This is a genomic window from Leuconostoc falkenbergense, from assembly GCF_045801155.1.
Classification (GTDB): Bacteria; Bacillota; Bacilli; order Lactobacillales; family Lactobacillaceae; genus Leuconostoc; species Leuconostoc falkenbergense.
Window position 1 is genome coordinate 118,430 of sequence record NZ_CP174386.1, and the last position, 15,174, is coordinate 133,603.

At 39.5% G+C, this 15,174-nt stretch carries 13 protein-coding genes and 2 tRNA genes; 13 read left to right on the top strand and 2 right to left on the bottom strand.

Annotated features, from left to right (window positions below):
* The first annotated feature begins 20 nt into the window (after positions 1-20).
* From ACI3ES_RS00605 to adhP, 12 genes are all read left to right on the top strand, one after another.
* Positions 21-103 (top strand) — tRNA-Tyr (locus ACI3ES_RS00605).
* 39 nt (positions 104-142) lie between these two features.
* Positions 143-214 (top strand) — tRNA-Gln (locus ACI3ES_RS00610).
* 79 nt (positions 215-293) lie between these two features.
* The gene (locus ACI3ES_RS00615; protein WP_114667588.1) at positions 294-1,742 is read left to right on the top strand and encodes a glycosyltransferase; all 1,449 of its coding nucleotides are present in this window, start codon (positions 294-296) and stop codon (positions 1,740-1,742) included.
* Positions 1,739-2,584 carry a glycosyltransferase gene (locus tag ACI3ES_RS00620; protein ID WP_114667589.1) on the top strand — a complete coding sequence of 282 codons (846 nt, stop codon included), beginning with the start codon at positions 1,739-1,741 and terminating at the stop codon, positions 2,582-2,584. The genes ACI3ES_RS00615 and ACI3ES_RS00620 overlap by 4 nt, the downstream gene beginning before the upstream one ends.
* A 93-nt stretch (positions 2,585-2,677) precedes the next feature.
* Complete coding sequence (locus ACI3ES_RS00625) at positions 2,678-3,895, top strand: phosphoglycerate kinase (RefSeq protein ID WP_080518862.1); 1,218 nt, start codon at positions 2,678-2,680, stop codon at positions 3,893-3,895.
* A 222-nt stretch (positions 3,896-4,117) separates the two neighbouring features.
* Positions 4,118-5,131, top strand: coding sequence for an ABC transporter ATP-binding protein (locus tag ACI3ES_RS00630; protein WP_114667590.1), 1,014 nt, complete (start codon positions 4,118-4,120; stop codon positions 5,129-5,131).
* Entirely contained in the window at positions 5,128-6,117 is a 990-nt protein-coding gene (locus ACI3ES_RS00635) for an ATP-binding cassette domain-containing protein (protein WP_114667591.1), read from the top strand. The genes ACI3ES_RS00630 and ACI3ES_RS00635 overlap by 4 nt, the downstream gene beginning before the upstream one ends.
* A gap of 2 nt (positions 6,118-6,119) precedes the next feature.
* Positions 6,120-7,085, top strand: a complete 966-nt coding sequence (locus ACI3ES_RS00640; protein WP_317211767.1) for an ABC transporter permease — start codon at positions 6,120-6,122, stop codon at positions 7,083-7,085.
* Positions 7,086-7,095: 10 nt separating this feature from the next.
* Complete coding sequence (locus ACI3ES_RS00645; protein WP_114667593.1) at positions 7,096-7,992, top strand: ABC transporter permease; 897 nt, start codon at positions 7,096-7,098, stop codon at positions 7,990-7,992.
* Positions 7,993-8,116: 124 nt separating this feature from the next.
* Positions 8,117-9,967, top strand: coding sequence for an ABC transporter substrate-binding protein (locus ACI3ES_RS00650; RefSeq protein WP_114667594.1), 1,851 nt, complete (start codon positions 8,117-8,119; stop codon positions 9,965-9,967).
* A 252-nt stretch (positions 9,968-10,219) separates the two neighbouring features.
* On the top strand, positions 10,220-11,122 hold the full coding sequence (locus ACI3ES_RS00655; RefSeq protein ID WP_080518863.1) for an NADP-dependent oxidoreductase: 903 nt from the start codon (positions 10,220-10,222) through the stop codon (positions 11,120-11,122).
* A gap of 170 nt (positions 11,123-11,292) precedes the next feature.
* Positions 11,293-12,345, top strand: a complete 1,053-nt coding sequence (gene adhP / locus ACI3ES_RS00660; RefSeq protein ID WP_114667595.1) for an alcohol dehydrogenase AdhP — start codon at positions 11,293-11,295, stop codon at positions 12,343-12,345.
* Between the two features lie 46 nt (positions 12,346-12,391).
* Here adhP and ACI3ES_RS00665 read toward each other — a convergent pair whose 3' ends face one another.
* Positions 12,392-12,724: a VOC family protein gene (locus tag ACI3ES_RS00665; protein WP_004911636.1), complete on the bottom strand. Its 333-nt coding sequence runs from the start codon at positions 12,722-12,724 to the stop codon at positions 12,392-12,394.
* 5 nt (positions 12,725-12,729) lie between these two features.
* Positions 12,730-14,010, bottom strand: a complete 1,281-nt coding sequence (locus tag ACI3ES_RS00670) for an MFS transporter (RefSeq protein WP_114667596.1) — start codon at positions 14,008-14,010, stop codon at positions 12,730-12,732.
* A 196-nt stretch (positions 14,011-14,206) separates the two neighbouring features.
* On the opposite strand from ACI3ES_RS00670, the gene ACI3ES_RS00675 reads away from it, so the two are divergent.
* Complete coding sequence (locus ACI3ES_RS00675; RefSeq protein ID WP_114667597.1) at positions 14,207-15,157, top strand: helix-turn-helix transcriptional regulator; 951 nt, start codon at positions 14,207-14,209, stop codon at positions 15,155-15,157.
* The last annotated feature ends 17 nt before the right edge of the window (positions 15,158-15,174 follow it).

The following is a 15,174-nucleotide window of genomic DNA, read 5'->3' on the forward strand; positions in this document are numbered from 1 at the left end:
AATATAGTTGTTTGAGATATGGGAGTGTAGCGAAGTCTGGCTAAACGCGACGGACTGTAACTCCGTTCCTTCGGGTTCGTAGGTTCGAATCCTACCGCTCCCATTGCCGATTTAATAGTTAACGGCAAAATAAATTAACTATTGCCCCTTCGCCAAGCGGTAAGGCATCGGTTTTTGGTACCGACATGCGCTGGTTCGAATCCAGCAGGGGCAATTGCTAAAGGAACTTGGGAAAGTTCCTTTTTTTGTATATAATTGTCATGATAAGAATGGCCTAGTAAGAGGTGTCAATGATGAATTTTTTTATGAATAAAAGAATTGGACATGGTAATAGCGGTGTTGAACACGCGCAATTTTATCGAGCCCAATGCTTCCGTGAAAAAAACATGGCTTTCAAATTGATTTACACTGATTATCTACCGCAGCTTCATGAACACATGAAGGAATGGCATTTAAAGGAAAATGAAGTTATCGGTCTGTATGATTATTTATTAAGTGATGAGCCAACAGATTATTTGAAAAACGGATTAAATGACACAAACGTTTACCAACAGCACGTTTTAGTGGATTTTGTTGATACCCAAAGATTGGTAAATCAACAAACAACCGGTCATTATCAAGCGACAATATTAAAAAATAAACGGTTTGATAGCAAGAAAAATGTTTATTTGGTTGGGGACGACCGTGTCATTTTAGAAAATGGGCAACATCGTGTGACTTGGCATTATCGTTATTCTGAATCACTGGGTAAAATCATGACCAACATTCATGTCTCGCAATTTCGTGGTCGGGATTATTTGTTTGCGACTTTTGAAGAATTGCTCGTATTTTTTTTGTTAGAATTGCAACGTGAATTTGCTAATAATTTTTATTTTGTTGATCGTGGTACTGACAATGAGGAAGCACTTATTACTTTGAAGCACCGAGGATATCAGTTGAAAATCATTGACATTGTGCATGCAGCTCATTTGGTTTCCTATCAAAATGGTCGGCCATTATGGAATAACTATTATCAATATATGTTTGATCATTTAGATGATATTGACAGGGTAATTGTCGCGACAACTTTACAGCAAAAGGATATGTTGTCACAATTGCGTGATAGCGGTTTCCCAGTTGATTCTCATAAAATAATAGCGATTCCAGTCGGTGGTGTTAATCAAATTGCGGCGCCCAAAAAATGGGCTGGTAATGTCGCAAAATTCGTCACGGTTTCACGACTACACCCAGAAAAAAAGATAGCGCACATTATTGAGTCGATTGCGCAACTTAATCAAGACGGCTTTGCTGCCACTTTGTCAATATATGGTACGGGAAATGAAGAAGAAAAATTAAAACAGCTCATTAACGACTACCATTTGAATGACAAAATCACTTTAAAGGGATTGAGTCAGTCGATTACACGCGAGCTGCTGAACTATGACGCCTATGTTTCCGCGTCTTATTCGGAGGGTTTCGGTTTGACCTACATGGAAGCGTTGGGAGCAGCACTACCAGTTGCGTCCTATGCTAATTTGTACGGTGCACAATTGTTGATTAAAGATGGTAAAAACGGCCATTTAGCAGAATTTGATCGTCATAACAAAAATGAAGCTGCCAATATTACTCACTTGTCAGCAGCAATGAGACTTATTTTTACAGATTATGATGCATTATCGGAGGGTGCTGCATTGACTGCTGAAAACTTTCAAGTCAAAAGAATAGCTGATCAATGGGCACGTGTTGTTGAGGTGCTGTCATGAAAATTGAAATTATCAATTCTTTATCGATTACGCAATTAGATGGTATTGCTTGGCAAATCGAACAAGTGAAACTCGGTCATAGTGATGAATTATGGGTTGCCACGCCTCATGAAGATGCTGTTTATCTCATTAAAAAAATGGGATTGCCACCTGATAAGGTGTTTGACATGTACGGGCAACAATATTTTTCAACAATCGATGACACAAAAGGTATTTGGTGGTCAGATTTAACTGTGCCAAATGAAAGCCAAATCATCATCAATCAAGATGGCACTAAAAGTATCATGAGCTGTGGTCGTGAGTTGGCAAAAGTGAGGTGGTTTAGTCATTCTAAGCGACTAGTACAAGCTGTGACATGGTATGATGGCGACGGCAAAATTGACTATAAAGATATTTATCGACGTGACGGCCGCTTGTTTGCTAAACAGTATTTTAGTGATGGGGAACTATTGCAATCTGATTTTTATCTTGGCAATAACGAAGTGGTTGTTCAAGATTTTTATGCTGATGGGCATTGTAACTTAGTCGTGGCTTTTGGACAAAAATTTCGGCGACAGAGTGATTATATCGCAGATGTCGGTAATCAACATGTCGATAATCAGTACAATGTGACTCAGCTTGGTCGTTCAATTGACTTTGCGCCACAAAAAACCAAATTGACATTATTTAATGATGTGACTGATAAGAATGGTCGCATTTTGAAAGAAGTGTCTGCTATTTTAAAGAATAAACATCATCCAATTGAGGCAATTTGGGTTAAACCACAAGACGCAATAACCCTGAAAATGTCTGGTTTACCTGGGCAAAAAGTGCATGTCATCAATCATGAATCCCGAAAATAGTTATCATCGTGCAATTTTTCACACACCAAGCAAGACAATTAAAGCGTTTTGTTTTATAATAGAATTTGTAACAATAAAAAATTGGAGGCTATCATGGCTAAATTGACTGTTTCAGATTTGGAACTTTCAGGTAAGAAAGTATTGATGCGCGTTGATTTCAACGTGCCTATCAAAGCAGGCGTTATCGGAAACGATAACCGCATTGTGGCAGCATTGCCAACAATCAAATACGTGTTGGAACACAACGGTCGTGCAATTTTGTTTTCACACTTGGGACGTATTAAGTCTGAAGATGATAAAAAAGAATTGTCATTGGCACCAGTTGCTGCGCGATTGGGTGAATTGTTGGGCAAAGACGTTAAGTTCGTACCATTTACACGCGGTGCAGAATTAGAATCAGCAATTAATGCTTTGCAAGATGGCGAAGTTTTGATGGTTGAAAACACACGTTTTGAGGACGTTGTTGACGGCGTTGAAGTCAAAAACGAATCAAAGAACAACCCAGAGTTGGGCAAGTATTGGGCATCATTGGGTGATGATTTGTTCATCAACGACGCCTTTGGAACAGCACATCGTGCCCACGCTTCAAACGTCGGTATCGCTTCAAACGTTTCACAAGCAGCCGCTGGGTTCTTGATGGAAAAAGAAATCAAGTTCTTGGGTGACGCTGTTGCTAACCCAGTTCGTCCATTTGTTGCTATCATTGGTGGTGCAAAAGTTTCTGATAAGATTGAGATTGTGAAGTCACTATTGTCTAAAGCCGACAAGGTTATTGTTGGTGGTGGTATGGCTTACACATTTGATGCTGCTAAGGGTGAAAAGATTGGTAACTCATTATTTGAAGCCGATAAAGTTGAATTGGCTAAGGAATTGATGGCTGAAGCTGGGGACAAGTTGGTTTTGCCAGTTGATTCAATTGCTGCTGACGCATTTTCAAATGATGCCAAGACAGAAGTTGTTGATGCCACAGCTGGTATTCCTGATGGTTACATGGGACTTGATATTGGTCCTAAGTCAGTTAAGCTGTTGCAAGACACTTTGTCAGACGCTAAGACAGTTGTTTGGAACGGCCCAATGGGTGTGTTCGAAATGCCTAACTTCGCCAAGGGTACATTGGCAATTGGTGAAGAATTGGTTAAGGTAACTGAAAATGGTGGTACAACCATTGTTGGTGGTGGTGACTCAACTGCCGCAGTACAACAATTGGGTGTTGCTGACAAATTGACGCATATTTCAACAGGTGGTGGTGCATCACTTGAATACCTCGAAGGTAAGGAATTACCAGGTATTGCTTCAATTTCTGAAAAATAAATTTATCATTTAAGCATGATTAAAGGTACAGCGCTCTTTTATGAGCCTGTGCTTTTTTATTGTCATATTTTTAGTAGTTTCTTTACCATTTAGGAGATAGCCTTTTTTCTGTATTATAATGACATTTATATGAGAAATATGTTTTTTTGATTTCTAAATCATGTACAAATATTAGATATGCGTGATATAATATTACCCAGGTTAAAATTAAGGAAGAGTAACATGGCAGAAAAATTGTTAGATGCTCAAGATGTTTCGGTAGAATTTAAGATTGCCGGTGAATATCAAAAAGCATTACATAAAGTTAATTTATCTATTAATCATGGTGAAGTTCTAGCGCTTGTGGGTGAATCAGGATCGGGCAAATCGACGTTTGCGATGAGTGTCATGGGGCTTCATAATCCTGATCAGACAAAAGTCACTGGGTCAATCAAGCTGCATGGAGATGAGTTGATCGGTTTGACTGAACGACAATTCGATCAGTATCGTGGTGTTTCGGTCGGTATGATTTTTCAAGATCCACTATCCAGTTTAAATCCCCTCATGAAGATTGGCGATCAAATTGCGGAAGCTATGACTGTTCATGACAAACACACGCAACAAGTTTCGAATCGCGTGTTGGCATTACTTGATGATGTTGGTATTGTCGATGCCAAGCGTGTTGCGCAGCAATATCCACATGCCCTTTCTGGTGGTATGCGTCAACGTGTGATGATTGCAATTGCTTTGGCTAACGAGCCAGATTTGATAATTGCTGACGAACCGACAACCGCTTTGGACGTTACAATTCAAGCACAAATTTTGGATTTGATTAAAGAAATTCAGCAAAAAAAGAATGCTGGTATATTACTTATTACCCATGATTTAGGTGTTGTGGCTGAAATGGCTGACACTGTTGCGGTTATGTATGCGGGTCAGATTGTTGAAAAAGCCGGTGTTGATGAACTGTTTAATCATCCTAAACATCCTTACACACGTTCATTATTGCGAGCTGATCCTTCAGATGTTGATTCCGGAGAAACACTATATGCTATTCCGGGTACGGTGCCAGCGCTAAAAGATATGGATCACAGCAAGGATTTGTTTTTGCAACGTGTTCCTTGGTTAGATGAAGCAGTAGTGAATGCCACCGTAAAAGATGAATTACAAAAAGTTGGGGATCATCATTACGTTCGTGGCACAGCATGGCAGAATTTTGAATTTAATGACGTTACCGAGGGAGAAAATCAGGTATGAGCGACCTAATTAGAATTGAAAATTTGAAAGTCTATTATCCGGTACGTTCTGGTTTCTTTAATCGTGTAACGGATAACATTAAGGCTGTTGATGATGTATCATTTTCCATTAAAGCAGGACAAACATACGGGTTAGTTGGTGAATCGGGCTCAGGCAAAACGACGATTGGCAAATCATTGGTAGGATTAGAAGATCCCACTAGTGGCACAATTTTGTTTGATGGCGAGGAAGCAACAACGATCAAGCAAAAAAAGAAATTAAATTATAACAAAGATGTTCAAATGGTGTTTCAAGATAGTCAATCTAGTCTGAACCCACGCCGTTCTATTGGAGAAATCATCGCTGAACCTTTGAAAAGCTTTGGGGTGCCTAACGCAATTGGCGCGGGTGCGGGAGATAAACGTTCATTTGATCAAGATGCTATTGATAAACGTGTATTAGAATTATTAGAAATTGTGGGTTTGCCAGCACGAACTGTGACGCAATATCCGTTCCAGTTTTCCGGTGGTCAACGCCAACGTATTGGTGTGGCACGTGCCTTAGCAACCAATCCACGGTTAATTGTGGCAGATGAACCAGTTTCGGCGTTAGATTTATCAGTTCAAGCGCAAGTTTTGAACTTCATGAAAAAAATACAACGTGACTTCGGCATTAGTTTCTTATTTATTTCCCATGATTTAGGTGTTGTGAAGTACATGACGGATAACATTGCAATTATGCATAATGGGCGTTTTGTAGAATTGGGTACGACGGAAGACATTTTCAATGATCCACGCCATATTTATACAAAACGACTACTATCCGCAATTCCGAGTCTAGATGTTAGCAAACGTGATGCTAACCGCGCTTATCGAAAACGAGTTGAAGCTGAATTTGCTGAAAATCAAGCTGCATATTATGAGCAGGATGGCTTACGGGCACGAGCGTATGACTTGAAACAAATTACGCCGACCCATTCTGCGGCACTTAAGAAAGGAGAGGCTTAATTATGTGGCGAACGATTTTACGACGTGTCTTGATTATGATTCCTCAGTTATTTTTGGTTTCAATACTGATTTTTATGTTGGCGCAGTTAATGCCTGGTGATCCATTTTATGGTAACTTAAATCCTAACTCTGACCCAGCAACTATTGCGCGTATGCGACATGCAGCTGGCTTGGACCAACCACTCTATCAGCAATATATTCACTGGATTGATCGTGTTTTTCACGGTGATTTAGGCACTTCATACGCTGTTAACAAAGGCTGGACCGTAACGCGAATTATTGCTTCACGTCTTTGGCCAACCATTTCAATGGGAATTATTGCAGCGATATTAACTTATGTTTTTGCAATCTCTGAAGCTTTATTATCAGCACGACATGAAAACAAAACAATTGACAGCCTTTTGATGGTATGGAACACAATTACCTCAGCAGTACCATCCTTTGTTTTTTATTTTTTGATGATGATTTTGTTTGTTTACTTGATTCCAATTTTCCCAGCTTCAGGTACAGGAATAGATGACTCTCAGAGTTTTACGACGAGTTTTTTCAGTAATTTGCGTTATGCATTTTTACCTGCATTCACGATTGCCTTGTTCAGTACGAACGGTATTTTCCAATATTTGAGATCAAACTTGTTAGACCAACAAGCACAAGATTATGTTAGAACTGCACGTGCCAAAGGTGTCACAATTAAGGATGTCTTTAGAAAACATATCTTGCGGAACGCCTTTTTGCCAATTGCATCGGGAATTGGTTATTCAATTACTGGTGTTTTGGGTGGTGCAATGTTTGCTGAAACAATCTTTGGTTATCCCGGTATTGGTGCATTATTCGTCCAAGCTCTGACTAGCCGTGATTATACAGTCATCACAGCAGTTATGTTATTGCAAGGATTCTTAGCATTGTTGGGTGGCTTACTATCTGATGTTATTTCAGCTTGGGTTGATCCGCGTATTCGAGTGAAATAAGGAGTGAACCATGGAAACTAAAATGAAAAAACAACGGTTTGGTGCACGCTTTATTAAAAATTTCTGGCGTGAACTTGAAAAAGATAATTTAGCGTTAGTGACGGTTGTCTTGTTAATTGCATTATTCTTATTTATAGTCATTGGTCAATTCTTTGTGCCAAGTAACATTGGGACTATGAGTGATATTTTGAATGCTAATTTACCACCTATGAGTGGTGGCCATATCTTAGGCACAACGGATTCTGGTGCTGACTTTATTTTAACGCTAATTGCTTCAGCTAAAAATTCAATTATTATTGGTTTTGGTGTTGCAATCATTATTACATTTATTTCAGTTGTTGCTGGTATGATTATAGGTTATTTTGGTGGTTGGATAGATTGGTTGTCAATGCGTATTATTGATTTCTGGTTGATTATGCCACTTATCATGATCTTAGCAATTATTTTTTCGACAGCCAAGGGCCTGTCGATTTGGAATTTAATATTGATTTTGGGGCTAACAAGTTGGCCAGCAAGCGTGCGTTTGGTTCGAACATTAACGTTATCTGAAGTTAATCGTGATTATGTTGATGCAGCAAAAATTTCAGGAACACCTTGGTATAAAATACTCTTTACCGGTATTTTCCCGAATATTTCACCAACAATTATCTCTGATTTTGCATTAACATTGGCTACTTCAATTGGTATTGAGACGAGTTTGACGTTCCTTGGTTTTGGTTTAAAACAAGGGACTAACTCAATTGGAATGATGTTGACTGTGTTAAGTCAGAACTCAGCTTCAACTATCTATACGCAGTGGTGGTTATGGTTGCCAGAAACCATTGTGTTGATTATTTTGACGGTTGGCGTTGTTATTCTGGGTCAAGTTGCACGGCGTGCAAGTGACCAACGACAATCGGTTTCTTAAAATAATAATATAAAAATGAGAAAATGATGTTGACAGTAAAATAGATAAGTGATATATTGCTTAACATGATGAGTGTTTTGAAAAAGAACATTCCAATGAAGAAACACAAAAAGGGAGAATATATATGGTAAGCACAGGTGCAAAAATTGGCTTTGGCGTTGTTGGCCTAGCTGTTGTTGTAGGAGGTGGTTGGGCAGCATTGTCAGCAACGTCCAATAATGACGCGACACCTAAGGCAGTCAATGTTGGTTCATTTAAGGGTGACTATACTAACTCAAAGGCAGCGATTAAGGGCGGTAATTTAACAGTTACTTATCCTGGACAAGCTGCTTCGCCAATCACATTTGCTGGGTATACGGAATTCGCACAGTGGGCGGCTGCTCAACAGCAACTACAACCAGCTGGTAATAACAGTTTGTTCTACACCGACAAGAACGGGAAGATTATCAGTAGTGGTCCAGCTAAATTAAAAGTTGACAAAGATGCCAAAACTGTCACGATTACATTGAGAGATAACTTGAAGTGGTCGGATGGTAAAGCTGTCACTGCCAAAGATGTTGAATTTTCACTTGAAACCTTGTCCACTAACACAGTGGCTTCAGGTAACTTTACTGAAGCCTATACCAAGATTAAGGGTTTGACAGATTTCCAAAATGGTAAGTCAAAGTCAATTTCAGGTATCAAGTTTGATGATGGTGAAGATGGCAAGAAGTTGACAGTATCTTATACAAGTCTACCAGCTGCTGTTAACTGGGGTGACGGTGTGCCAGCCTATGCTTTGCCATATCATGATCTGAAAGATGTGAGTGCCAAGACCATTGACACGTCTAAAAAGGTTACAAAGACGCCTTTGTCGTTTGGACCATTTAAAGTATCATCTGTTTCTTCAGACTCAACAGTTAAGTATGTGCGTAACAGTGATTACTGGGGCAAACAAGCTAAGTTGAAGACAATCACTTACTATGTTAACCAAGATCAGTCAAAGCTTGAAAATGACTTATCAAAGCAAAAGTTTGATATTGTGACAACAGCGCCAGCTACATTGTGGAAGAATGGTAACACACCAGTGTTGTCAAAGTATAACAATGCCAAGGGATATGCTGCTACTGGTCAAGCTGATGCAGGATATTGGGAACTTTACTTTAACTTAGGACACGCAGATTCTAAGGGAACAAGTATTCAAGATCGTTCAACGCCATTGCAAGATGCTAACGTTCGTAAGGCAGTTGGGTATGCACAAAACGTCGGTGCGGTTGTTGCTAAGTATGGTAACGGCCTACGTGTGACAACCAACACATTAGTTTCAAAGTCAGAAACTAAGAAGTTGTTCTATGATAAGAATGTCAAGGGCTATCAAGCAAAAGCTAACGGTGACATCAAGAAAGCTGGTAGCTTGTTGGAAAAGGCAGGTTATAAGAAAGATTCTGATGGCTACTACGCTAAAGATGGCAAGCGCCTAACGTTGACTTACTTAGCTCGTTCAGGTCGTTCAACAGCTGAGTCTGAAGCAAAAGCTTACATCGCTGCATGGAAAGCAGCCGGTATTGAAGTTAAGCTTTATCAAGACAAGTTAGTTGATGCAGCTACTTGGCAGTCAATTGTTTTGTCAGCAAAGAACAATGATTGGGATATCACTGATGGTGGTTGGGGTGAAGGTACAGTACCAACATTTGACCAACTTTGGAGCAAGAACGCTGCTTATAACTTTGGACATGTCACATCAGCTGCTTTGACTAAGAATTTGACTGACACACAGAATTCAACTTCTGATGCAAGCTTGATTAAGAATATCAAGGCCTTCCAAAAGTTAGTTGTTGATAAAGAAGCTTACACAATTCCTACTTACACTAACATTGATGTACAATTGGTCAATGGTCGTGTTAAGGGATGGACAAATGCGCCTGTCAACGATTTGTACGCTAAATTGAGTGTTACTTCAAACAAATTGACTACTTCTGGTAATCCACGTAAGTAATCACAAATTAAATACGGGTTGGTATCCTCCCATGGCTCACGTTACTTTTCCAGCCCGTAAGCAGTAGTTGAGCCAACCAGTAAAAAACATCACAACATGGATTTTTGACTTCCTAATGTTGTGATGTTTTTTTATGTGACTTTCTAATTGTTTTATAAAAATTTGAATCAAAATTAACATTTTAGCGGTTAATTAGCTTACAATGTATGTGAAAGCGACTCAGACATTTCGAAGAAAAGAAAGTGTGAAAAAATGTACGCAATAGAGATGAAAGATTATGGCGACGTCGACGTTTTTGCAGAGGTAACGGATGCCAAAACACCAGACATTAAGCCCAGTCAAGTACTGGTTAAGCAACATGCAACAGCTATTGATCCCTATGATGTTAAGTTCCGTGCAGGTGTCATGGGAACTAGTGCACCAACACCACTGATAAATGGCTCGTCTGTGGCAGGTGACATTATTGCAGTAGGTAGTGAAGTAAGTGATTTTCATGTTGGTGATCGTGTTGCGGCGTCACCACATCTCAAAAGTTACGCTGAATTTGTGGCTGTCAGTAGCAAGCAGTTGGCTAAAATTCCAGATGGTGTGAGTTATGAAACAGCCGCAGCAGTTGCTTTAGGCGGTCAAACTGGGTATCAAATGATGACGACTGATCTTGATGTACGACCTGGTGAGAGCGTATTGATTCACGGTGGTGCTGGTTCAGTTGGTTTTACCGCGATCCAAGTTGCTCAGACAATCGGCGCGGGGAAAATATATACAACGGCCAGCGGCGAATCAGCTGTATTTTTGAAGTCCTTCAATCCGCATTTACATGTTATTGACTATAAGAAAGAAAGTTTGGCAACTGTTATTAAAGATAAAGTAGATGTCGTTCTTGATACCATCGGTGGTAAAACCTTAACTGATTCTTTGAACGTGTTGCAACTCGAAGGTCGACTGGTGTCTATTGTTGATAACAATGATGATCCAAGAGTAACAAACAGTTTCATGAAGTCAAACGGGCAACAATTAGCAGCGTTGCTGCAGATGGTTGCCAGTGGTGATGTGAAAGTCAATATTGCCGAGGTGGCGCCTTTTAATGTGATTAATCTGAAAGAATTCCATAGTCGTCAGCACGTTTTAGGCAAGTTAGTTTTAAAATTCTCGTAATCCAACTTTTATTTTTAGAAACCGTAGAGGCTCTCTATACATTTGTTAGTGAAACACGTCACTTTATAAAAGAATTTTATGTAAATTTTACATAAAAACTATTTACAAATATGAATTTTATGGTTACAATTTACTTGTAAATAAATTCACATATATGAAAGAGGTTAAATATGAAAGCAGCAGTTGTCCGTGAAGTGAATGATGGGTATGTTGATTTAATTGATGATTGGCAACCACGTGCGTTAGGCTTTGGTGATGCTTTGGTTGACGTTGAATATGTCGGTCTTTGTCACACAGATTTGCACTGTGCTAATGGTGATTTTGGTAATCCAAATGAAATTGGTGAACGCAATGGTCAATTCCGTCGTGTTATTGGTCATGAAGGCGTTGGTCGTGTTTCAAAGTTAGGCGAAGGTGCCGGTGATTATCTTAAAATTGGTGATCGCGTATCAATTGCTTGGTTCTATGATGCTTGTGGTGTTTGTGACTACTGTGTTTCAGGTAATGAAACATTTTGCCGTAAGGTTCGTAACTCAGGTTACACGATTGACGGTGCAATGTCACAACAAGTTGTTGTCAACTCAAAATATGCAGTGAAAGTACCAGAAGGTTTGGATCCAGTTGGAGCAACATCAATCACTTGTGCCGGTGTGACAATGTATAAGTCACTTAAAGTTGGTGAAACAAAGCCAGGTGAATGGGTGTCAGTTCATGGTGCCGGTGGTTTAGGTAACTTGGCTGTGCAATATGCTCATAATGTATTTGGTGCACACGTAGCCGTTATTGATGGTAACGATGACAAGTTGGCTGCTGCTAAGGCTAACGGTGCTGAAGTGTTGGTCAACCGTAAGACCGAAGATGTGGTTGCTAAGGTTAATGAATTAACTGGTGGTGTGCATAACGCACAAGTAACTGCTGTTAATGATGCAGCTTTCTCACAAGCTGTTAATGTTTTGCGCCCAATGGGTAAGTTAGTGGCTGTTGCTTTGCCACAAGGTGACATGGCACTCAATATTGCTAAAACAGTATTAGACGGCATTGAAGTTCGAGGATCACTTGTTGGTACTCGTGCCGATTTGAAAGAAGCCTTCCAATTTGGGGCTGAAGGTAAAGTTAAGCCAATCGTTGAGACAGTTGATTTCAAGGATATGAATGACGTGATTGATGAGATGAAGGCTGGTAACATTACTGGTCGTAAAGTATTTGACTTCACAGCACTATAATCAAATAAAAACGAGATACAGAACTTGTATCTCGTTTTTTTTTTAACTATTGATTTGCCTCAAGTGTGATTAAATTACCTTCGGAGTCATGGATTTTAAAGGCGATTTTATTGCCAAAACGGGGTTCGGGCTTGCCTACAATTGGAATAAAATTATTGCGAAGATGTTGCTTTAATTCATCTTGATGGTCTCTAATCAACATTTCTAATTGATCAGTTGGTTCACCGGCTACAAAAATAATATCATCACCATCAATCATTAAGTGGCGACCACTAGCGTGACCGGATTGTGGTAGGTCGAATACATCACGCCAAAAACGGTAGGCACGGTTAACATCTTGAGCAGGAATTGTTTTAATGTTGAGTTTTCTTGGTTTCATAATACTTATAGTATAGCTGTTTCAGTGGTTTTTTCAACCTTCTCAATGTCATGTTGACGGGTTAAAATGATGTATACAACAGTCATCAATGTCACAATCGCCATGATTACCCACGAGATATTTGGTGAAATTAAATTTGCAATACCGAGGAACAAAAACTGACCGATTGGTGCGCTTGACAAAGCGAATGTATTGAGCAAACCACTGACACTTGCTAGCTGGTTTTGATCAATGCGTTTCATTAAAATGGCACCAAATTTGGGATTGACTTGCGCATTAAAATAAGCAACGACAAAGGAAATAATCATCCATACACTGCCGTTTGGATAAATGATTGGTACGAGCTCTAAGCCTAGTACGCCAGTCATCGCTACGGCTAGTAATTGCTTAGTTGTTAGATGACTCAGAAAAGGCATGGGCAGAAGAGAGCCTAACAACATTCCGGTTGAAAAGATAGCACCAAACATCGCGACGGTAGTGCCAAAACTACCAATGAGCAGGCTTTTTTCGTGTAAAAGCGTGACATTAAATACGCCATTTAGCGAGGTGCCAATAAAATTAACTGCAGTGGCTAACAGCATTAACTGGAAGAATAGCTTGTCTTGATAAACATACGAGAAAGTCGTCTTTAAGTCGTGCCACATGGGTTGCGTTGATTTTGGACGTTGTGTTGTTTCAATATGTGCTTCGGCTTGTTTGAAGTGGTGACGATTGACAGTCATGATCAACCAAGCGACGATGAACATGAACGTATTGATCAAGCTAAAAGCGGCATAATCTTGATGTAGTAATCCCAATAATCCCACACCAGCAAAACCGCCAATTAAACTCACCGTGATGCTGACTGCCTGTTCCAATCCCATGGCGTTTTGCAATTGATTATCGCTTAAAATGTATCGTGATACGGGGGTCATTAAAAGATTGCTGTATGAACCAATGGTATCAGCGAAAAAAATAAGTATTAGTAGCACGATAAAGCTGTCAAACCGACCATGCCATAATGTTAAAATAACAGTTACAATTAAGAATATACCGGCTTGCGATAGTCGGGCAAATGACCAAGCGCGCAGATGATTTTTAGTTTTATCTGCCAAATTTCCCATCACAACCGATAATAGTGACGGGAAAAACTCAGCGAATGCCACTAATGTTACTGCGAGCGTTTTATTGGGTAGGGTAGCGGCATAAATTAAAAAAACAATGTTGAAAAAACTGCTCCCAATATTATTAAAGAACTGCGCTATAATCATCACGCGAAATGCTTTGTTTACTTTGAAAACCTGCATTAGCAATACTCCTTTTGACTTGAATAAATTAAGTGTACACGGTAAGATAAATTAAAGAACAATAAGAGAATATATTCTACTTTAAATTATCTGTACATAACAGTTAGTAAAATAAGCATAATTGATTTTGTTGTTAATACGGTAAAAGTGACATATATGACAACTTTTAAAAATAAGCAGGCATATGAGGTAAACTATGATTGATTATGGCGCGACATTTAAACGCTTGCGAGAAGATAAGGGCTTGAAAATTGTTGACCTCGAGCAACCCAACATTTCACGATCATTGATTGGTAAGTTTGAAAGAGGGCAAACACGTATATCGGCTGATCGTCTAGACAAATTATTATCCGACATGGGCGTCAGCCATGATGAATTCTTATTTCTTGGTGGTGATCGTAGTGATAATTATATCTATATGAAGCTACATGAAATGGGTGTGCAAACTGGTGAGCCAAAAGAAATGCAACAACTTGAGGCGATGATTACACGATCAACTAATGATTTAAAACATGGTCGTGGCGGCATTGGGGCTCGTTTTATGCGTGAATTTGGTATCATGCTGAAGTATGGCATAGACAAAGAAACGGATAAGCAGTTTTATGATCGTGTTGAAGTAAAAAAGCATGTCCAACCAGCTGTTGATTTTCTCAAGCAAGCTGAAACTTGGGGGCGAATTGAACTAGACATTTTTACTTTATTTTATCCGGGGATGTCACCAACAGACTTGTTGGCACTGGGGCGTTTAGCCATTAAACGGGCACATTTTTATTCACAATTGCGAACAGAACAGATGCGGCTAGTCGATATTATTTATACTGCTTTTAATGGTTTGATTTATGCAGATATTGCGGGTGCAGCTGAAATGTTAGCCTTAGAAGAGTCAGTATTGAATGGCATGGACGAGTTCATGACTGATTTAACGACACAACGGTTAAGATTGATTTCTAGTAAAGGGTTGTTGAAAATGCTTCAGGGGGATATTGAAGGTGGCTACACACAAGCAATGTCTGTTGTCCCAGCATACGAAATTGCTGGCATGAATAAGATGTCGGAGTTTACTAAAAAGCAAGCTGAATTAACGCGCAAGGAAATATTGGCCGGTAATCCGGGCAATATACCACACACATACTCAATGTTGATTTAAAATGTGATAAACTTATA

Bases quoted from the DNA above. Each gene is read 5' to 3' on its own strand.
- ACI3ES_RS00655 (WP_080518863.1), top strand. From the start codon at position 10,220: ATGTACGCAATAGAGATGAAAGATTATGGCGACGTCGACGTTTTTGCA.
- ACI3ES_RS00625 (WP_080518862.1), top strand. From the start codon at position 2,678: ATGGCTAAATTGACTGTTTCAGATTTGGAACTTTCAGGTAAGAAAGTA.
- ACI3ES_RS00670 (WP_114667596.1), bottom strand. From the start codon at position 14,010: ATGCAGGTTTTCAAAGTAAACAAAGCATTTCGCGTGATGATTATAGCG.
- ACI3ES_RS00635 (WP_114667591.1), top strand. From the start codon at position 5,128: ATGAGCGACCTAATTAGAATTGAAAATTTGAAAGTCTATTATCCGGTA.
- ACI3ES_RS00665 (WP_004911636.1), bottom strand. From the start codon at position 12,724: ATGAAACCAAGAAAACTCAACATTAAAACAATTCCTGCTCAAGATGTT.
- ACI3ES_RS00620 (WP_114667589.1), top strand. From the start codon at position 1,739: ATGAAAATTGAAATTATCAATTCTTTATCGATTACGCAATTAGATGGT.
- ACI3ES_RS00615 (WP_114667588.1), top strand. From the start codon at position 294: ATGAATTTTTTTATGAATAAAAGAATTGGACATGGTAATAGCGGTGTT.
- ACI3ES_RS00640 (WP_317211767.1), top strand. From the start codon at position 6,120: ATGTGGCGAACGATTTTACGACGTGTCTTGATTATGATTCCTCAGTTA.
- ACI3ES_RS00630 (WP_114667590.1), top strand. From the start codon at position 4,118: ATGGCAGAAAAATTGTTAGATGCTCAAGATGTTTCGGTAGAATTTAAG.
- adhP (WP_114667595.1), top strand. From the start codon at position 11,293: ATGAAAGCAGCAGTTGTCCGTGAAGTGAATGATGGGTATGTTGATTTA.
- ACI3ES_RS00645 (WP_114667593.1), top strand. From the start codon at position 7,096: ATGGAAACTAAAATGAAAAAACAACGGTTTGGTGCACGCTTTATTAAA.
- ACI3ES_RS00675 (WP_114667597.1), top strand. From the start codon at position 14,207: ATGATTGATTATGGCGCGACATTTAAACGCTTGCGAGAAGATAAGGGC.
- ACI3ES_RS00650 (WP_114667594.1), top strand. From the start codon at position 8,117: ATGGTAAGCACAGGTGCAAAAATTGGCTTTGGCGTTGTTGGCCTAGCT.